19 protein-coding genes are annotated in these 19824 nt (G+C 57.6%); 16 read left to right on the top strand and 3 right to left on the bottom strand.

The features are described 5' to 3' along the window. Position 1: 1 nt before the first annotated feature. The 5 genes from CLV83_RS06515 (at position 2) to CLV83_RS06495 (ending at position 4499) form a co-directional block, all read left to right on the top strand. Positions 2–1075 carry an HprK-related kinase B gene (locus tag CLV83_RS06515; protein WP_207894748.1) on the top strand — a complete coding sequence of 358 codons (1074 nt, stop codon included), beginning with the start codon at positions 2–4 and terminating at the stop codon, positions 1073–1075. A 27-nt stretch (positions 1076–1102) separates the two neighbouring features. Then, positions 1103–2089, top strand: coding sequence for a histidine phosphatase family protein (locus CLV83_RS06510; protein ID WP_132289135.1), 987 nt, complete (start codon positions 1103–1105; stop codon positions 2087–2089). Continuing rightward, a complete protein-coding gene (locus CLV83_RS06505; protein ID WP_132289132.1) occupies positions 2077–2778 on the top strand; it encodes a histidine phosphatase family protein in 702 nt (233 codons plus the stop codon). Before CLV83_RS06510 ends, CLV83_RS06505 begins: the two co-directional genes overlap by 13 nt. 141 nt (positions 2779–2919) lie before the next feature. After that, entirely contained in the window at positions 2920–4209 is a 1290-nt protein-coding gene (locus CLV83_RS06500) for a metallophosphoesterase (protein ID WP_243642298.1), read from the top strand. Between the two features lie 23 nt (positions 4210–4232). Then, positions 4233–4499, top strand: coding sequence for an amphi-Trp domain-containing protein (locus CLV83_RS06495; RefSeq protein WP_104001650.1), 267 nt, complete (start codon positions 4233–4235; stop codon positions 4497–4499). A 30-nt stretch (positions 4500–4529) separates the two neighbouring features. Here the strand turns inward: CLV83_RS06495 and CLV83_RS06490 are convergent, their stop codons facing one another. Beyond that, positions 4530–5420 (bottom strand): LysR family transcriptional regulator, encoded by an 891-nt coding sequence (locus CLV83_RS06490; protein ID WP_104001651.1) that lies wholly within the window; start codon positions 5418–5420, stop codon positions 4530–4532. Positions 5421–5556: 136 nt separating this feature from the next. On the opposite strand from CLV83_RS06490, the gene CLV83_RS06485 reads away from it, so the two are divergent. The 11 genes from CLV83_RS06485 to CLV83_RS06435 all read left to right on the top strand — a co-directional run bounded on the left by CLV83_RS06485 (position 5557) and on the right by CLV83_RS06435 (position 18103). Beyond that, positions 5557–6453, top strand: coding sequence for an MBL fold metallo-hydrolase (locus CLV83_RS06485; RefSeq protein ID WP_132289129.1), 897 nt, complete (start codon positions 5557–5559; stop codon positions 6451–6453). Positions 6454–6514: 61 nt separating this feature from the next. Further along, complete coding sequence (locus tag CLV83_RS06480) at positions 6515–7147, top strand: DsbA family protein (protein ID WP_132289126.1); 633 nt, start codon at positions 6515–6517, stop codon at positions 7145–7147. 569 nt (positions 7148–7716) lie between these two features. Further along, positions 7717–8175: a (2Fe-2S)-binding protein gene (locus CLV83_RS06475; protein ID WP_104001654.1), complete on the top strand. Its 459-nt coding sequence runs from the start codon at positions 7717–7719 to the stop codon at positions 8173–8175. Between the two features lie 34 nt (positions 8176–8209). Beyond that, positions 8210–10426, top strand: a complete 2217-nt coding sequence (locus CLV83_RS06470; protein WP_243642297.1) for a xanthine dehydrogenase family protein molybdopterin-binding subunit — start codon at positions 8210–8212, stop codon at positions 10424–10426. A gap of 133 nt (positions 10427–10559) precedes the next feature. After that, the gene (locus tag CLV83_RS06465; RefSeq protein WP_132289123.1) at positions 10560–11186 is read left to right on the top strand and encodes a FecR family protein; all 627 of its coding nucleotides are present in this window, start codon (positions 10560–10562) and stop codon (positions 11184–11186) included. 400 nt (positions 11187–11586) lie between these two features. Further along, entirely contained in the window at positions 11587–12621 is a 1035-nt protein-coding gene (qhpR, locus tag CLV83_RS06460) for an AraC-like transcriptional regulator QhpR (RefSeq protein ID WP_132289120.1), read from the top strand. 128 nt (positions 12622–12749) lie between these two features. Next, positions 12750–14132, top strand: a complete 1383-nt coding sequence (gene glnT / locus CLV83_RS06455; RefSeq protein ID WP_132289117.1) for a type III glutamate--ammonia ligase — start codon at positions 12750–12752, stop codon at positions 14130–14132. Between the two features lie 14 nt (positions 14133–14146). After that, entirely contained in the window at positions 14147–15007 is an 861-nt protein-coding gene (locus CLV83_RS06450) for a phytanoyl-CoA dioxygenase family protein (RefSeq protein ID WP_132289114.1), read from the top strand. After that, a complete protein-coding gene (locus tag CLV83_RS06445; protein ID WP_132289111.1) occupies positions 15007–15726 on the top strand; it encodes a type 1 glutamine amidotransferase in 720 nt (239 codons plus the stop codon). Before CLV83_RS06450 ends, CLV83_RS06445 begins: the two co-directional genes overlap by 1 nt. Before the next feature lie 561 nt (positions 15727–16287). Next, positions 16288–17205: a dienelactone hydrolase family protein gene (locus CLV83_RS06440; protein WP_407657689.1), complete on the top strand. Its 918-nt coding sequence runs from the start codon at positions 16288–16290 to the stop codon at positions 17203–17205. Positions 17206–17422: 217 nt separating this feature from the next. After that, positions 17423–18103, top strand: a complete 681-nt coding sequence (locus CLV83_RS06435) for an O-methyltransferase (RefSeq protein ID WP_132289108.1) — start codon at positions 17423–17425, stop codon at positions 18101–18103. Positions 18104–18471: 368 nt separating this feature from the next. Here the strand turns inward: CLV83_RS06435 and CLV83_RS06430 are convergent, their stop codons facing one another. Both CLV83_RS06430 and CLV83_RS06425 read right to left on the bottom strand, forming a co-directional pair. Next, a complete protein-coding gene (locus CLV83_RS06430) occupies positions 18472–19173 on the bottom strand; it encodes a type 1 glutamine amidotransferase domain-containing protein (RefSeq protein WP_104001146.1) in 702 nt (233 codons plus the stop codon). A gap of 89 nt (positions 19174–19262) precedes the next feature. Next, on the bottom strand, positions 19263–19775 hold the full coding sequence (locus CLV83_RS06425) for an SRPBCC family protein (RefSeq protein ID WP_104001147.1): 513 nt from the start codon (positions 19773–19775) through the stop codon (positions 19263–19265). Positions 19776–19824: the final 49 nt, after the last annotated feature.

Genomic DNA, 19824 nt, shown 5'->3' with positions numbered 1-19824 from the left:
TATGCCGCAAGAGATCGCTGATCAGCTGATCGAGGGGCGGGAGTTTCTCGATACCAATCTGCTTCTGGCGCTGGATGGGCAGCAGATCCAGGTGCGTTCAAACTCCGAAGAGTTGCTGGCGCGTCTGCGAGGCTACTTCGCCCATATCGTCGTTGAGAGCGGCGAGCCGGATATCACCGTGCTGGCGGTGGAGCGCGATGCGCCCCAGCTCGACTTCCCCTACGAGGACTGGCCCCGTGAACCTGGCAAAACCGGGCGCAAGGACGCCTGTCAGGATCTGCCGGGCGCCAGGGTCATCCATAAGGTGCGCACCGGCATGACCTTTCTGCAGAGCGACTCCCTGCGTATCGCCGCCGGTCCCTGTGTGGAGAATGACAACCAGGTCATTAACTTCATCAACAACCAGTATATGACCTGGCTGCAGCGTAACGGCTGGCGCAACTGCCATGCGGCCGCGCTGAGTATCAATGGTGGTGGCCTGGCCATGGCTGGTTTCTCCGGTGGCGGTAAATCCACACTGATGCTGCATATGCTGGAGCATCCGGAGACGGCGTTTATCAGTAATGACCGTCTGTTTATACGCCGCAATGGCGATGGCGTGGAATGCGTTGGTATCCCTAAACTGCCGCGCATCAATCCGGGCACCATTCTGAATAACCCGAGGCTCGCACCGATGCTCAGCGCCGAGGAGCAGCAACAGCTGCAGGCGATGCCCAAGGCTGAACTCTGGGACCTGGAGCAGAAGTACGATGCGGATATCGACAGCCTCTATGGCAAGGGGCGAATAGAGACTCAATCCTGCCCGCTGCGCGCCTTCATGGTGCTCAACTGGAATCGGGACAGCGACGAGCCGCTCAGCGTTGAGCGTGCGGACCTGAGTCAGAGAAAAGACCTGCTGGCTGCTATCATGAAATCACCGGGGCCTTTCTATCAGGATGCCGATGGGGCCTTCCACCAGGGGCGCGCACCCTTCGATGAGAAGGCGTACCTGGCGGTTCTGGAGAGCGTTCTGGTCTATGAAGCGCGCGGCGGCGTTGATTTCGATGCCCTCGCAGAGCGCTACCTCAACCTCTGATTCCGTTCAGCAAGTCGTGAGCCCTCCATGTTCGAACTGATGCTGCTCCGGCACGGCCGGGCGAAAAAGGCCGATATGGATTATTCCGATCGGGATCGGCCGCTCAAGAACAGCGGCAAGCGCGCGGCCCAGCGGCTGGGCGTGCAGCTGCAGCTTCAGGGCGATCAGCCGGACCTGGTACTCAGCTCGCCGGCAAAGCGTGCGCTGGAAACCGCAGAAAAGTGCATTAAGGCGATGGGGCTGCCGGCCTCAATGATTGAAACCGATGAAAGGCTCTACGAAGGCGACGCCGAAGCATTGATGGCAGCCATCGCCGAGCGAAGCTCCCGGGGTCATCGCCTGTTGCTGGTGGGGCACAATCCGGCGCTGGAGCAGCTGACCAAACAACTGCTGCCGGAGTCTCATTTACCGGGGAAGAGCGACTTTCATCTGCGCAAGGGAATGCTGTTGCAGCTGCGCCTGCCGGTAACTGGTGCGCTGCCACTGACCGGTGAGGGCGAGTTGATCGGCTCTGTCGCGCCGGATCAGCTGCCCGAACTCTTTCCCTGGCCGGGGCCAGGCGGCGCCGAACGGCGCGAGCGTCCTGCCTACTATTACACCCAGTCCGGCGTGATTCCCTACCGTTTCAGCAGTGGTGGACGGCTTGAGCTTCTGCTGATCACCTCCAGCAGCGGGCGCTCCTGGGGCGTCCCCAAGGGGATTGTCGAGCCGGGACTTACGCCGCAGGAATCCGCCGCCAAGGAGGCGTTGGAGGAGGCGGGCGTCCAGGGCAAGGTGCATCCCGAGTTGCTCGGTTGTTACCGTCAGGCCAAGTGGGGCGCGGAGTGCGATGTGGAGCTGTTCGCGATGCGCGTGGATAGCCTGATCGAAGACGCGGACTGGGATGAAGATCACCGTTGTCGACGCTGGTGCGATATCGGCGGCCTGGACGGCGCCCAGCTTAAGCCGGCGCTTAGAACCTTGATCGATCTCTTACCCGAACGGCTGAAGGAGTCTGGTTTATGGCCCGTTTGATCGCCGCCCTGATTCGTCATGGCGACTACCATCAGCTGCCCGATACGCCGAGCGCGCACCAGCCTTTCCCGCTGACCGAACGCGGATTTGAACAGGCGGACCGTGCAGCGGCCAATATGGCCAGGGTGCTGGCAGAGCAGGGTTGGGTGCCCGATTACCGTGTGGATTCGTCACGGCTGTTGCGCGCCTGGCAGACCGCAGAGCGTTTCTGTGTCGCGCTGGGGCCGATGTTCGAACGCCCGCCAGAACAGCAGGGCCACTCCGCGCTGGCGGAGAGGGGGGTCGGCAGTGCAGCCAACCTCACTGTCGCGCAGATCGAGTCGATTCTGCAACAGGATCCACGCTTTGATCCGCCGCCTGCGGACTGGAAATCCAACAGCTACTACCGTTTACCGCTCCAGGGCGCGGAATCGCTGATGGATGCCGGAGATCGTGTGGCGCGACATATCGAGCTTCAGATGTTGATGATGGAACCCAGTGATACCGACCGGGTAAGGCTGTTTGTGGGCCATGGTGCGGCTTTTCGTCATGCGGCACATCGGCTTGGTGTGTTGGAGTTTGAGCAGATCGCGGCGCTGAGCATGTACCATGCAGAGCCTGTCTATATCGAGATGCTGGAAGGCGGCCGGTGGCGACATGTGGCCGGTGACTGGAAGGTGCGCGGCAAGCGCGAGTCATACGCTGATTAGAACTGCATACTTAAGTGCTCAGGCAGATTTCAGAGTTTTAACATTTCGATCACATCTGCCGGTTAGGGTGGAAGCTTTTATCAAGTCTGCGTCTGGATTCTCATGGTATTCGAAAGAAATATAATTCCTGAAATCAAAAGCTTGAAACGCTTTCCTGAAGTTCTGGGTACGATGCCGAGCATTGCCGAACCCTGGGCGCTGGATGATACCCGCTCCGCCAACAAGGCGATGATCCATAGCCGCAGCGAAGCATCAAATCCGTTACTGGATAATCCTGAACACTGGTCCTGGCCCAAGCGACCGATCTGTTTTATCGCCGATCCGCACGCCGATTACCAGGCCTTTGTCGCCTCGCTGGTGGCAAGCGGCGGTGTTGTCACCAAAGGACATGGACCGCGCGATTTCAGCCTTACCAAGGCCGGTCGTAAAATGCTGTTTATCATCGGTGGTGACTGTCTGGATAAGGGGCCGAGCAACCTGGAGCTGCTGCGGGCTATTCGTCATCTTTTCGATCTGGGAGCACGGGTCAAACTGCTCGCCGGCAACCATGATGTGCGTTTGCTGATGGGTATCCGCGCCATGGGGCTTGAGCGTCACCCAACCACCGAGCATCTGTTTGTGCGTATGGGTGACAAGGTGATCCCGCTGTTTAAAGAGGTGCAGGCCTATTGCAAGGGCAAGGAACTGAAAAAAGCGCCGGATGAAGCCGAATGCAAACGCCGGTTGTTTCCCTCCGATGACTGGTTCGAGCGCTTTCCCGAGGCGGCCGCCGACTATATGAATGAGGCAGCCATCGAGCGTGAACTCAAGCGGATGCACGGTAAGTTCGATAAGTTCGAATCCGCCTGCGCCGATGCGGGGCTCAGCATGCGTGATGTCTACGCCATCGCCCAGGAGTGCAGAAAGCTGTTTCTCAAGCCCAAGGGCGAGTTCGCCTGGTTCTTCCGCGATATGCAGCTTACCTACCGCAGTGGCTCGTTTCTGTTCCTGCACGCCGGTCTTGATGACAGTATTACCGAGGTGGTGGAGCGCAAAGGGGTTAAAAAGCTCAATCGCGATTTCCGCAAGCAGATTGAGCACGACCTGTTCCGCTTTTACTTCGGCCCGCTGGCGAATACCATGCGCACCAAGTACCGCGCCGCGGATCGCCCGCTGACCGAAGCGGGCGTCGCCAGAATCGGTGCGCTGGGGATCCATACCCTGGTGCATGGCCATATCAACCGTACCCACGGTCAGCGTCTGGCGTTGAAGCATGGCTTGCTGCATCTCGAGGGTGATATCACCCTGGATCGCAACTCGCGCCACAAAGAGGGGCTCAAGGGCGTGGGCGCCGGTATCACGATGATCCGGCCCGATGGCCATATCGTTGGTATCAGTAATGATTATCCTGCTGCCAAGGTCTTTCGCCCGGGTATGTACTCGCAGATCTAATGTTTTAATGAACGGATGACACCATGCTAGAGAACAAACAACGCTTCCGACATCAGTCGCTGCAGGATTGCCAGAGCATTCAGGAGATGCTGGACGCCATCGCCAAGGGCATCGCGAAAGGGGAGCTCTCGTTCAGCGACGAGGATGGCGAGATCCGCATGAACCCCCGCGGGCTGCTGGACCTGAAAGTCACCGCCAGCGAAGAGGACTCGCGCCACCGCCTGGAGATCCGCATCGCCTGGCAGGCTGACGAGCCGCTACAGGCGAAAGAGCCGCTGAAGGTGGGTTAAATCGAAGGTAGGCTAAATCTAAGCTAAGTCTTACCAGGGATTATCCCTAAACCAGGCCTCCAGGTAATCGATCAGCGCGCGCACGGCGGGCAACTGGTGCTTGCGCGAGGCGTAGAGAATATAGATTTTCAGGTCTTCCGGTTTGTAATCCGTTAACACCTGCTGCAGTTCGCCGCTTTCCAGGTATCGCTGCGTCATATAAGTGGGCAGCATCGCGATTCCCATCCCCTGCAAGGCTGCGCTCATCAGCGCGGTAACTTCGTTGGCGGTTAGTCGACAGCGAATCTCCGCCTCGTTAATCTCCCCAGCCTTATCGCGTAAATGCCAGACATGGCGGCCAAAATTGCGATAACCCAGACAATCCTGCTGTGCCAGCGCCTGCGGCGTTTCCGGCGCGCCGCGACGGGCCAGATAGTCGGGCGAAGCAACCAGTACAGACTCGCATAGGGCGATCGGCTTGCCAATCAGCGCAGGATCCGGATTAGCGGCGAAGCGCAAAGCGAGATCGATTCGCTGGGCAGTAAGATCGGTAACGGAATCCTGCAGCTCCAGCTCTACAGTGACCCGCGGATACTGCTCCATAAACCCCTTAAGCGCCGGTACCAGCTGGGAATGGCCGAACGACATGCTGGTGGCCAGGCGCAGGTGGCCGCCCGGTTCCTGTTCCTGAACGCCAAGCAACGGCAGTGCTTCTGCCTGTTCCAGCCAGGCCTCTACTTCCGGCAGATACTGCTCACCGGCGCTGGTCAGGGAGATTTTTCGCGTGGTGCGGTGAAACAGCCTTGCCTGCAACCAGCTCTCCATCGCCTCCAGGTGGCGGCTCACCATGGGGCGGGACATCTCGAGTCGATCTGCCGTGCGCGTAAAACTGCCGGAATAGGCCAGATCAACAAACACCTTTGCAGCGGTCACCCTGTCCATCGATTAATCCCAGTGATTTGCTCGTAATCTGAAATAATGATGCACGTTATTAGATATTTTTAACAGTCCAATTAAACGCCAGAATCACCCCCATCATTGATTGAAAGATCGTCATTAGCGATTAGGGGAGTTCACCATGAAATTCACGCTGACCAGTAATCCGCTTTTCAAAACCGCTGCAACCCTGATGATGACCGGTGCGGTGCTTGCCTCCGCTACAGCGGGTGCTGCCGAGCGCCTGGAACTGGATGTCTACAATGCCGGTCCAGGCAGCTTTCATGTAAATGCCACCCTGGTGACCGGTGAGACCGAAGCGCTGTTGATCGATACCGGCTTCACCAAGGCGGATGCGCTGCGTATTGCCGCCAAGGTGCTGGATGCCGGTAAACCGCTGAAAACCATTTTTATCAGCCAGGCAGACCCGGATTTCTACTTCGGCGCCGAAGTTCTGAAGCAGCAGTTTCCGGAAGCGCGGATCATTACAACCGCCGCTGTGGCTGAGGCGATCGAGAAAAAAATGCAGGGCAAGGTCGGCTACTGGGGGCCTAAACTGGGTGCCAACGCGCCGGTATCGCCGGTGTTACCCGAGGTGTATGAGGGCGACACACTGACCCTGGACGGTCATGTGATCGAGATTCGTGGTACCGAGGGGATTTTGGCGCATAGGCCTTACCTCTGGATTCCTGGTAACCAGGCGATCCTGGGCGATTTGGCAGTGTTCTCCAACCTGCATCTCTGGACCGCCGATACTCAGACCGATGCGGAACTGGATGCCTGGACCGCACAGCTGGAGTCGATGCTGGCGCTTAACCCGGAGACCGTGATCCCCGGTCATATGGCGGCGGGGTCGGATCTGACGGCTGGCAGCATTGAGTACTCCAAGGAGTACTTGGCCAATTTCCGTCGGGCCGTTGCAGAAAGTGAGACCAGTGAACAGGTGAAAGACGCCATGACCGGGCAATATCCAGAAGCCGGGCTTGGTATTGCGCTGGATATCGGTGCTAAGGTCCACACCGGTGAAATGCAGTGGTAAATGCTTCAACGCTAACGTTAGTGGTAAACGCGGTGAATACGCTAAACACAGGAGAACCCATATGCTGACAGTGCACTATATTTTCGACCCCATGTGCGGCTGGTGTTACGGCGCGAACGAACTGATCGCGCAGCTGCAGCAGAGAGCCAGGCAGGGTGAGCTGGCGCTAATGCTGCACCCCGGTGGCATGATGCCGCGCCGTGCTATCGACCCCAGCTTTCGTCAGCATATTCTGCAGGCCGACCAGCGTATCGCTGACCTCACCGGGGCGGAGTTTGGTGAAGCCTACCAGCAGCGCGTCGCCAGTAACGGCCCGCTGGTGCTTGATTCGCTGATCACAGCGCAGGCGATTATTGCAGGCCAGACCCTGGGAATTGATGGGGTCGATCTGCTGAAATCGATTCAGCAGGCGCACTATCAGCACGGCCTTGATGTGGCTGATGAAGCGACCCTGGCAGGACTGGCAAAAGACTTGGGTGCAGACGCCACGAAGTGGAAGGATGCGATGGCCGCAGCGGAGCCAAAGCTTAACGGCGCAGTGCAACAGACCCGTGAGCTGATGGGGCGTTTCGGCGCTCAGGGTTTTCCGACGCTGCTGGTTGAGAGCGATGCCGGCTGGCAGAGCCTGGCGCACCAGTCTTACTACGGAAACCCCGCGGGCTGGTCCCGTGTGCTGGACGAACTGATCGACTAAGCAACGCTGAGCGTTTGCGGTCATACCGGCGCTTTCCAGCGAGCAAATGCGATCAACGCGATATTTCCCCCAATACGTTGACGCTTTTTTCGCCTTTCCGGCCCCACACAGGGCTGGAAGGGCTTTTTTGTTTTCGCGTCTGGCAAGTCGCCTATCGGCAGTTGCCTCACTGCCTGAAGATCGATTTATGAATATTCCCCGGGGGCGGATCCGGCGATTCATGAATAAGAGAGATAGTCTTAATGAATCCCTGCCTCTTAATGCCTGTAAGCCGAATCTTTTATAGTTTCGCGTTCAGCGTGACGCGGCCGTTTACATAACGCTTGGATCCGGCGCGCCGAAGCCACCGCCGGAAGGGTGGATTCCGGCGGTGGGCGCTGACCTGTCAAAACCGGCCTGGCGTATACGGCGTCGAAAGCGGCCCCCATCAGGGTGGCTATACTTTCTGGACTTGTCCGCCTGGCCGAACCGCATACCGCTGATGTCAATGGCGAAAGCCCGCTGCGGGAAAAACTATAACGGCGCTCTGTGAGCAGAGGGCGCCTCGATATCTCATCTGGAGGTAAGTCATGTCCGTGACACTTAACGTCAACGGGGTCGATCACACGATCGATGCGACGCCCGATACACCGCTACTCTGGGCGATCAGGGACTATCTGAATATGACCGGCACCAAGTTCGGTTGTGGCATGGCGATGTGTGGGGCCTGCACAGTACATATGGATGGTTCGCCGATTCGCTCCTGCTCGACACCGATCCAGATGGCCGAAGGCAAAAAGATCACCACCATCGAAGGGGTGGAGTCTCCGGCAGCCGTCGCGGTTAAAGAAGCCTGGACCGAGATTCAGGTGCCGCAGTGCGGTTACTGCCAGTCCGGCCAGGTGATGTCAGCGGTGGCATTGCTGGAGGGCAACCCCAACCCCAGCGATGAAGAGATCGATGCCGCCATGTCCGGCAACATCTGCCGTTGCGCCACCTACGTGCGCATTCGTTCAGCGATCAAGAGTGCGGCCAAGCAGCTTGGTTAACCCCTAACCCTACAGATTAAAAGGAGGCTGTCTCATGCGTTTCATGTCTGAACTTACGTCGAAGCTTGTTTCAGAACAACAGCCACAGGGCGGCACCAGCCGTCGCGGATTCTTAAAACTGATGGGTGGGGCCGGTGCCGGTCTGACTCTCGCGATCAACACACCTTTCTCACTGGCCAATGCCAGCGAGTCCCCGGAGGCGCTTAACGCCGACGGCGACTTTGCGCCTAATGCGTTTGTACGCATCGCTCCGGATAACAGCGTATCGGTGGTGATCAAGCATATCGAGATGGGCCAGGGCACCTTTACTGGCCTGTCGACCATCGTCGCGGATGAGCTGGATGCGGCCTGGAGCCAGGTGGTACCGGTTCCGGCACCGGCCGATGCCAGCCGCTACAACAACCTGGCGTTTGGCCCGATGCAGGGCACGGGCGGCAGTACCGCCATCGCCAACTCCTGGGAACAGCTGCGTCTTGCCGGTGCGACCGCGAAGGCGATGCTCGTTACAGCAGCGGCCCAGGCGTGGAACGTGCCTGCTTCAGAGATCCGAGTTTCCGAGGGCGTACTGAGCCACGCGTCAGGTCGTGAAGCGACTTTTGGGGAAATGGCTGACCGCGCCGCCCAGCTGCCGGTGCCCGAGCCCAAGAGCATTACTCTGAAAACGCCGGATCAGTTCGTGCTTATCGGCAAGTCCGTCAGCCGTAAAGACGTGGGCAAGAACGATGGCACCGCGATCTTCACCCAGGACTTCAAACTCGATGGCATGCTCACCGCTCTGGTGCTGCATCCGCCACGCTTTGGCGCCACACTGGTCAGCTTTGACGATAGCGAGACCCGCGCCTCCAATGGCGTTGTCGACGTGGTGCAGATCCCCAGCGGTATCGCCGTGCTGGCGAAGGATTACTGGAGCGCCCACGTGGGTCGCGGCAAGCTGAAGGCGGAGTGGGACGAGTCCGGCGCCATCAGCCAGAGCAGCGACGAGATGATGGCGGAATACCGCGAGCTGTCTCAGAAAGAAGGGTTGCCCGCGCGTAACGATGGCGATGCGGCGGCTGCGATCAGCGATGCGGCCACCGTGGTTGAAGCCACCTACGAGTTCCCGTACCTGTCCCATGCGCCCATGGAGCCGATGAACTGTGTCGCCCTGGTTAAACCGGACGGCTGCGAAATCTGGAACGGCGAGCAGTTTCAGACCGTGGATCAGAACAACATCGCCGCTGTACTCGGTATCAAGCCGGAGCAGGTGAAAATCAACATGCTCTACGCCGGTGGCAGCTTTGGTCGTCGTGCCAACCCGCACTCCGACTACCTGGTCGAAACGGTGCATATCGCCAAGGCGAAACCCGGTGTGCCGGTCAAACTGGTCTGGAGCCGTGAGGACGATGTTCACGCAGGCTATTATCGTCCTGCCTACGTGCACCGTCTGCGTGGCGGCCTGGATGCCGAGGGCAACATCACCGGCTGGCAGCAGCATATCGTTGGCCAGTCCATCGCCCAGGGCACCCTGTTCGAAGGCGGCATGATCAAGGACGGTGTTGATGATACCTCCGTGGAAGGTGCCTCTAACCTGCCGTATGCGATCCCGAACCTGAACGTGTCGCTGACCACCACACAGAAGCAGGTGCCGGTGGTCTGGTGGCGCTCTGTAGGCAGCACCCACACTGCTTATGCCACCGAAGCGTTTCTGGATGAACTGGCGGCAAAAGCGGGCAAGGATCCGGTGGAGCTGCGTATGCAGTTGCTCAAGGGTGAACCGCGCTGGCAGGGCGTACTGAAACTGGCCGCTGAAAAAGCAGGCTGGGGCAGCGAAGTGCCGGAAGGTCGCGGACGTGGTGTCGCCGTACACAAATCCTTCGGGACCTATGTGGCTCAGGTCGCGGAAGTATCACTGACCGATTCCGGTCAGCTCAAGGTGGAAAAGGTAGTCTGCGCCGTGGATTGCGGTGTGGCGATCAACCCGGACGTGATCCGCGCCCAGATGGAAGGCGGCATCGGTTTTGGTCTGTCACCGGCGATGATGTCTGCCATCACCCTGGACAAGGGCAAGGTAGTGGAATCCAACTTCCATAACTATCAGGTGCTGCGTATCAACCAGATGCCGGAGATCGAGGTGCATATCGTACCCTCCGCTGAAGCGCCCACCGGCGTTGGCGAACCGGGCGTACCGCCTATCGCACCGGCCGTGGCCAACGCCCTGGCGGCGCTGACCGGCAAGCGCTATCACCAGCTGCCGATCAAGCTGGATACCTGATCCGATCAGCTGAAAAGTAAGCCTGGAAACGGCGGTCTCCTTCGGGAGCCGCCGTTTTTTATTGGGCTGCACTATCCTTGCAAGGGAAGCGCTTGAGAAGGAAACGGCTTACTAATGGAAAGGAGAACCACCCATGCCGATTCACCTGCACACGCTGATGTTGACGTTTTGCCTGTTTATTCTACTCCCGGCTCAGGTCCTGGCTGATGAGATAGGCAGGGTAGTGGCTGTGCTTGGAAGTGCGTTGGCGGAACGTGGAGAGCAGAGGATTAATCTCAGCCGCGACGACAGGCTATACGAGGGCGATCGGCTGGTGACCCTGGAAGGCAGTCGATTGAAAATCCTGTTGCGCGATGAAACCACACTCGCACTGGGCCAGAATACCGTGCTTGAGCTATCGAAGTATCAGTTTGATGCGCAGCAGTCAGACGTGAGTCTGAGCTTTTTGCAGGGCGCCTTTCGCTGCAATACGGGGCAGATCGGCCAGCAAAAGAATCCCAATTTCAGGATCGAAACCCGCTCCGCACTTATCGGTGTCAGAGGTACCGATTTCTGGGGCGGATTTATCTTTGACGATGACCTGGGTGTCGCCATGCTGGAGGGGAAGGGTGTCTATGTCGAGAACGAGTATGGGCGTGTGGAGCTGACCCAGGCGGGCGAAGGCACAACGGTAGTTCAGGGCCGGTCACCCTCTAGCCCTGTTCAATGGCAGCCGGCAAAAATTGAGCGGGCGATTGCAGAGACCGAGGTAGCAGAGTAGGTCTAAACCGGGCTTCTGCTTTGCGCACATAGCGGACGTTGTGGGGATCGGGAGGTTATCCGCAGATCAACGTGGCCAAATCCCATTTTCCCCCCTCACACACCCGACCGATCGTCGCTGCTGGCGCTGACGTTCGGGTGTGGGGGCGTCTGCAACAGAACTCCCAGGTGGTGTGCTGTTGTCTTCTATGAAGAAAGCGTTAACGACGACTGGAACAACCGGCAGGGTGCTGACTGTGGGGCCTGCAGGGGTGTTCGTGTTGGTGCAACAGGGGGCTTCGGGCATTCCATTGGTGCGTTGTGCTGTATGAAAAGGCTTTATAACCGATTGAAAACAGGAATACGCCGCTGCGGCTTGATTATTGCTTGGTCAAGCTGCATTCCTTTTGGTGGTGATCCTTATGAATTTGTCTTACTCCATGAATCGTCAGACGCTGGCCTGTTCCGGTGTTTTAGCGTCAGTCACCTTGGGGCTTGAAGAGTTCATCGATCGGCAGGGTGGCAACAGTCGCCAGGTTCTGTCGCGTTCGGGTTTGAAACCGGGCCTCTACCAGGAGCCGAACCGTCATATCCCGCTGAGCAGCTACTGTCAGTCGATACACGAAGCTGCGCGTTCGACCGGTAACGAACATTTCGGGCTCTGGTTTGGTGAGCAGTTCAGCCCCGAAGGGCTCGGATTGTTTGGCTACTTAGCTCTGACGGCACCGGATCTGCGCTCCGCCATCGACGGCATGCAAACTTATTTCCAGGTTTTCCAGCGCAACAGCCTGCTGAACTTCGAGGTCGAAAAGGGTATCTGCAAGCTGGAATACCGTCTGCTGGATGGCGATATTGTCGATCGCACCCAGGATGCCGAGCTGACCATAGGCATGTTCAATAATGTATTGCGCCGCGCCCTGGGAGAGAGTTGGGCTCCGCTGGAAATTCACTTCCAGCATCCTGCACTGGTGGATGCGTCACAGCATCGTGAGGCGTTCGGATGCGAGGTTAAATTCCAGCAGTCCCGCAATGAGATACTGTTCCGCGAGAGCTGCCTGGACCGGCCGATGCCGGATGCCAATCCTATGTTGAACAACGTGGTTCGCGGCACCATTGCCGATCTGGTCGGTACAGCCCCGCAGATGCTTTCAACGGCCCAGCGAGCCCGCAGCGAAATTATCGAGCTGCTGCCGCAGGGCGGTGCCAGTATCGATCAGGTGGCCCAGCGCATGAGTCTGTCTCGCCGCAGCTTGCAGCGCCAGCTCTCTGCTGAGCAGTACTCTTTTAAAGTGCTGGTCGATGAGCTTCGCGAGGAGTTGGCGATCTATTACCTGGAATATGATCGGCTGAGCATATCCGAGGTGGCCTATCGGTTGGGTTATTCGGAAATCTCCGCGTTTACCCGCGCATTCATGCGCTGGAAAAATCTCTCTCCCAGCGATTGGCGGGCACGCTGATCTGCTGACTCGATCTGCTGGCAGGCAGATTGGCACCGAATGTCAAAAGACCGTATTCAGCGGTCAAACCTGTTAAGCCTACTTACTGAGACACTGCTTCCATCCCACAAACAAAAGGAGGGAAGCAAATGTCTACTCAACCTCACACCCTGGCCTCTGTCTGGAACTGTCCGGCAGAAAACGCACTGGAAGAGGCGCATATCTTCCTGGAGCGTCACGGCGTTAAATATATCCTCGCGCAATTCGTCGACATGCACGGTGGCATCAAAAGTAAAGCGGTTCCGGTGCATTGCCTGAAAGATCTGGTCGAGTCCGGAGCAGGTTTCGCAGGTGCGGCCGTCCTGGGCTTCGATATGACTCCCCAGGATCCCGAATACATGATGCGGGCGGACCTTTCCACGCTCACGCTGATGCCCTGGCTGCCCGGTTATGCCTGCATCCGTGGCCATGGCTGGGTCGGTGATGAACTGTTCCCACTGGATTCGCGCAATGTGCTGGCGGTTCAAACCGGGCGCCTGGCCGAGCGCGGCCTGCGCTTTATGACCGGGATGGAGCCTGAGTTTTACCTGCTGAAGCGGGATGAAAACGGCTCGGTTGTTCCGTTCGACAATACCGACACTCTGGACAAGCCTGCCTATGATTATCAGGGCCTGACCCGTAATGCGCCCTTCATTGAGGGGCTGCATCAGGCGCTGGCCGGCATCGGTCTGGATGTTTATCAGATCGATCATGAAGACGCCAACGGTCAGTTCGAACTGAACTTCAAGTACGACGAGGCGATCAAGTCGGCGGATAACATGCAGTTCTTCAAGATGGCCGCTAAAGAGGTGGCCAACGGCCTGGGTGGTATCTGCAGCTTCCTGCCGAAACTCAGCGCGACCACGACCGGCAATGGTATGCATGTGCACTGCTCTCTGGAAAACGCTGAGGGCGACAACATCTTCCAGGATGACAGCGACCCCAGCGGTATGGGGCTGTCGAAAACCGCTTATCAGTTTATCGCCGGCGTTATCGAGCATGCACCGGCCCTGGCTGCACTGCTGTGTCCGTCCGTGAACTCCTACAAGCGACTTGTCCGAGGCGCACCGGGCAACCCCAGCTGGGCACCGGTGTTTATCACCTACGGCAACAACAACCGCTCGGCGATGCTGCGTATCCCCTACGGTCGCATCGAGGTACGCATTGGCGATGGCAGTATGAACCCCTATCTGGCGGTGGCTGCAATCATTGCGGCGGGTCTGGATGGTGTGGATCGCGAGCTGTCGGCGCCTGAGGCCCATGCCATCAACTTCTATGAGCTTTCGCCGGCACAGGTGGATGAGCTCGGGGTAGGGCGTCTGCCGGAAACCCTTAACGATGCTCTGAATGCGCTGGAGGATGACAAGTTCCTCTGTGAAGCACTTGGCGAGCGCCTGGTCGCCAGTTTCCTGAAGATGAAACGTAAGGAGTGGCACGAGTACCACAGCACCGTTTCCGAGTGGGAACTCAACCGTTACCTGACCTTTTATTGATAGGGAGTTTTGTCATGCTCGAACTTAGCGAAAAGCAGATTCAGCAGTTTCGTCAGGATGGTTTCCTGATTGTCGATAAGATTATTGAGCCGGAAGCAGCACTTGAAATTCGTGATCGCTTTGAAGGCCTCTTCAGTGGCCAGTATGAAACCGGGATCCGACCGGATGAGGTTAACCTGCCGGAGGGTGATCCTCCCTATACCAAGCAGATCTGTAACGCCTGGAAATCTGATCTGGCGGTAGCTCGTCAGGTGATGTCCGAGTCCATGGGCCGCGCCTGTGCCCAGCTTGGTGGCTGGACCGGCAGCCGCCTGATGGTCGACAACCTGCTCTGGAAGCCGGTCAACGGTCGCTCCATCGGCTTCCATCAGGACAGCATGTACTCGCTCTGGATCGATAAGCCGGAACTTGTCAGCTGCTGGCTGGCGCTGGATCACACAACGGCTCAGGGCGGCACACTGGTTTATGTGCGCGGCTCGCACAAGTGGGGTGAGGCCAAGCCGATCATGAAGTTCCACGGGCCTGAGGATGATCTCAAAGAGGTGCGTGAATGGGCGGATACCAACGGCTTTGAGCTGGAACTGGTGCCGATCGAAGTTCCGCCGGGCGGTGGTGCTTTCCATGATGGCTGGCTCTGGCACGGTTCAAGGGTCAACCAGGCAGATGTGCCGCGTCGCTCGTTGGCAATGCACTACTTCCAGGACGATATCGAGTACAACCCGGAAAAGATGACCGTCGGTAATGGACCCATCTACGGTCGCTATAAAAAGTTCGGCAGCAACGTGGTGGATGAGAGCCATTTCCCCATCGTCTATCGTGAAGATGGCTACCGTTCACCGGGGCTCGACGAATACCTTGAGAAGGGAGTGGTGTGATGAAGATCGCCGCTATCATGGCGGGTTCCATGGAGGGCGACCGGGAATCGGGGCGGATCGGCGAGGCGGTCCGCGCCAGAGGCGGCGCACTGCACTGGTTCTATCGCCTGAAAGGGGACGAGCTGCCGTTATCGATCGAAGGCTACGACGCGCTGATTGTGTTCGGCGGTGAGGTTAGCGTTCATGACCCGGAGCTCAAACCCTATTTCGATAAGCTGGCCGGACTGATTCATCGCTTTTATGAAGCCGATAAACCGATACTGGGTTCATGCCTGGGCTGCCAGTCGATCGCTTACGCATTTGGTGCCAAGGTGCGCCCTCAGGGCTTCCTTGAATATGGCTTCACCCCGCTGTCGTTGACCGATGCAGGCCGCTCGGATCCGCTGCTGAAGGAGATGCCGGCGCAGCCGGTACTGTTCGAGATGCACTCGGACACCTTCGAGCTTCCAGAGCAGGCAACGCTGTTGATGAGTGGCGATCAGGTGACCCATCAGGCGTTCAGAATTGGCGAGAAGATCTACGGTTTTCAGTGTCACTTCGAGGTGACGCCGGAGATTGTGGATACCTGGACCCGGCGCGAACTGATCGATAACCCGGCTAAGGATCAGCACGAGATCGCACGTCTTGTCGAAAAGGTTACCGTGGGTTTCGATCAGCATCAGCAGGCTCAGACCGAGTTCGCCCTGTCGGTGATGAACGCTTGGCTGGACCGGGTGTAGGAGTTCACTGCCGCTCTCTTTTAACTAACTGCAGCCCCTAATCGGAGGCATCCCTAGAGGGGATGCCTCCCCAACAGTTAGTTACCGCCCTTGTTGTCATTCGAGCGATTACTTCCCCGAATGTGAACGATATGTATGCCAAAGAGCAATGCTTGATGGGGTTCTGCCAATGCGGAGGCCGCGCTGGTTTGGGCAAGGAGAAGCATTACTTTGCCATTCGCTGAAAATCTGAACGATAAGCTTGCCGGTTTCTGGACCAGTCATGTGCGGTCTAAGGCTCGCGAGGCTATTGGACTAAGCAGGATTTAAATGCGACTGTTCTGGTTAGTGCGCTAATCAGAATCTTTCTGAGCGGAGGGCGGGGGCGCGCTGTGCTGAAAGGGGATTGGGACTGCGAGACTGCTCTGAACCTTAATTAAGCTCATCAAAGAAACCAATCGGCCGCTCTTTGATTCCCATTTCATCCTAAATGAGATTCAACATTTGCGTTTCGCAACTGCGGAGGGTGAAGACCTCTAACAGTGTCTACACTCAGTGGACTGCAATTTTTCAGGAGAGAAAATGATGACAGGCAAGCGTGAAGTTGGTGAGCAAGGACTACCGAAAATTCCACAGGAAGCGTTCGACTGGTATGACGAATATGCCCATGGCGATATAGACCGTCGCACCTTTCTACAGCGACTCGGTACTCTCGGGATTGCCGGCTTGGGCATTGCAGCAGTTAGCCGTGGCCTGATGCCGAACTACGCGCTTGCAGAGCAGGTCTCCTTCAACGATCCGGATATCAAGGCTAGCTATATTGAGTTCGATGCGCCCCAGGGGCATGGTCGGGCCAGGGGATACCTGGTGGTTCCCGCAGGCGTCACTGCTGAGAGCCGGGCACCAGCGGTGCTGGTGGCCCATGAGAACCGCGGGCTTAATCCCTATATCAAGGATGTGGCGCGTCGTCTGGCCAAGGCTGGCTATGTGGCACTGGCACCCGATGCGCTCTTCTCGCTTGGCGGCTACCCGGGCAATGACGATGAGGGGCGAGCCATGCAGCGGGAGCTGGACCGCGGCAAGATCGAGGGTGACTTCGCTGCCGCTGCCCGTCTGTTGAAACAGCATGAATTTTCCACGGGCAAAGTCGGGATGGTAGGGTTCTGCTTTGGCGGCTATCTGACCAACCAATTGAGCGCGCTACTTCCCGACGTGATTGATGCCGGAGCGCCATACTACGGTACGCCTCCCCAGGCGGATATCGCCAATATCAAGGCACCGTTGCAGCTGCATTTTGCCGAACTGGATAAACGGGTGAATGGCTACTGGCCCGATTATGAGGCGGCGCTGAAACAGGCGAAGGTCGATTACACTGCCTATATCTACCCAGGCGTTAATCACGGTTTCCATAATGACTCCACTGCGCGTTACGAGGAAAAGAGCGCTGAACTGGCGTGGAGCCGAACCCTGGAATTTTTCGCGCAGCAGCTGCAATCCTGAGCAGCCTGTCCAGCTGTTTGGCTGTTTCCAAGGGCCTGACCGTCGCGGCACCTGGTCGCGCGGTTAGGCTCGTTTAGTAGATTCCGTTTTATGCAACGGGATGTTTCAGTCCCAAAGCGCCAGGACGACCCACCCGGATGTAATAATCCAAGCCCTCTTGTTGTTTCTCCGGCGCGTAATGCACGCTGCCGACCTTACCCTGGACAGGATGGCTTAAATGACGACCTCTTACTCTCTTAACAACGATTCCCAGGCCGCCAAGGTGTTGAACGAACTCTACGCCGAGGCGGAGAAACAGCGTTCTGGTGCAGGTAACCGACTCACAGCGGAGGCTGGAGCCGTATTGACGCCGCTGGAGCGCTTCACTGCGCTGAAGCATCGTTACATGCCGATCGACCGGCCGTTCGGTAACCTGATGTACTCACTACTCCAGGCATCGCAAGCGAAGACCATCGTGGAGTTTGGTACCTCCTTTGGTATCTCGACTATTTTCCTTGCCGCCGCCGCCCGCGATAACGGATTTGGCAAGGTGATTACCACCGAGTTCATCGCCGAAAAGGCGGAGCGTGCAAGGGAAAACCTGACCCGCGCGGGCCTAGTCGACTGGGTGGAGTTTCGCGTTGGCGATGCGCTGCAAACCCTCTCCGATCCGTTGCCGGGCCCGATCGACTTCCTGTTTCTTGATGGCGAAAAATCGCTCTATCTCGATGTGGTGCGAAGGGTGGAGCCGCAGATGGCTACTGGTTGCCTGATTGCTTCGGATAACACTGACCATCAGGGTGCCGAACCGTACCTGCAATATATGCGTGATCCCCAGCAGGGATATGTGTCCACGCCGATACTGACCCAAGGCGGTCCCAAGGCGCACAGTGGCCATGAAATATCTATTCGGCTGTGAGAGACCATGATAGGTGTAGAACGCTGGCACTTGAACATCGCGGCTGCTAAGTGGGAGTAATTCGCCGATATATCGGGCAGTAAACGGCCGCATCAAGTCATTATCTGATCAAGGCTGCTAGTCATTAAGGCGAGGAAGGCTAGGGTGGATAATGGATGCTGGTACATTAGCAAGGGGCCGCTTCAGCTAGATTGGAATATGCAGTCATGCTCATCCAATAATCCGCGGGGTGCTGCCCTTCAATTTGAGCAGGGCTAACATGACATACTTCGACATCTATCCGTGGGAAACAGAAAACCAGCCAACAAGTCGTCGGCTGGGCAAGCGCACCAGCTAGTTACTGCTCTTTTGGCCGGTTAAAACAGGGTTCACTGCGCTTCTCGGACGGCTTCGAGCACCAGGCGAGCCACTTCCTCGGAAGAAGCTGGGTTCTGCCCAGTGACCAGTTTGCCGTCACGCACGGCGAAGGTCTGGAAATCCGGACCGCTCTCATAGTTGGCACCCAGCTCGCGGATGCGTGTTTCCAGCAGGAAGGGTACCTGTTCGGTCAGACCGGCCGCTTCTTCCTCGCTGTTGGTGAAGGCGGCTACACGACGGTCAGCGACCAGCGGTTGTCCGTTGACGTCCTTGGCGTTTACCAACCCGGCAGGACCGTGGCAGACCGCGGAAATGACCTTGCCAGCGGCCCAGGCCGTGGAAAGCAGGCTGGCCAATTCGGTGCTCTTGGGGAGATCCCACATGGTGCCGTGCCCACCGGGCAAGAACACCGCTGAGTAATCCGCAATCGAAAGGTCGCTGATTTTTATCGAGGACTCGATCTTTTGCATGGCCGAAGCGTCCTTGAGAAAACGCTCCACGCTGGGTGGGTTCTTACCTTCGCTCTCCAGCGAATGCGGGTCGATTGGAATCTTACCACCTGCGATAGAGGCGATCTCCACCTGCGCACCGGCATCGATGAAAGCATAGTAAGGCGTTGACAGTTCCTCGAACCATACGCCGGTCGGGCGCGGGTCATCACCCATAGTCGCCTGGGAAGTGAGGATCATTAGAATCTTGTTCGTAGTACTCATGTTTACGTTCTCCTGAGGCTTTTCAGGGGAGTCAAATAGAATCCCCTTACCTGATTGGATGAGCGGACAATCTCTGCGTTCAGTGCGGCTTATTTAGTGGCGCGGGCGGCTGCGATCAGTCCGTCCAGCCAGTCCTGGTGGCCGTTGATCATAGGGTTGGGCTTGGTATTGTGGAGTTCTTCCGCCGGCTTACCTTTCTGTGTCTCCTGAGTGAGAATGCGCACGCGATCGCCGTCCAGATCTTCAATCAGCCAGGCGTGATGTACATCCAGGCGTGCATCGGTGCCTTCCTCGCCTGCCCAACCGTGCCAGGCGACGCGGCCAGGCGTGCCAGCGGCCGGCGGCACGAATTCATTGCATTGTGCTTCCACAGGGAATCCGAAGGTTTCAAAGTAGAAGCGCACGCCGTCTTCAAGCACCGGTCCCTTGTCGTCATAGAAGCGAGGATTTGCCGAGTTGGAGTAATAGGTTGGCCACTGAGAGGGAGTGACCAGTAACGGCCAGATATCAGCGGCGCTCAGTCCCGCCACAATAACCTCGTTTGAAGCGAAGTTTTCGGTAAAGCCAGGTACGTAGCCTTCGGGCCAGTTAATTGCATTCATAGAATATCCTTTACGTTGATGACAGGTTAAACCTGACAGTGCTGCCACT

Source organism: Marinobacterium mangrovicola (genome assembly GCF_004339595.1).
In the GTDB taxonomy this organism is placed as follows: domain Bacteria; phylum Pseudomonadota; class Gammaproteobacteria; order Pseudomonadales; family Balneatricaceae; genus Marinobacterium_D; species Marinobacterium_D mangrovicola.
Note: the sequence above shows the minus strand (reverse complement) of the source record. Positions and strands in the feature narration are given on the sequence as shown.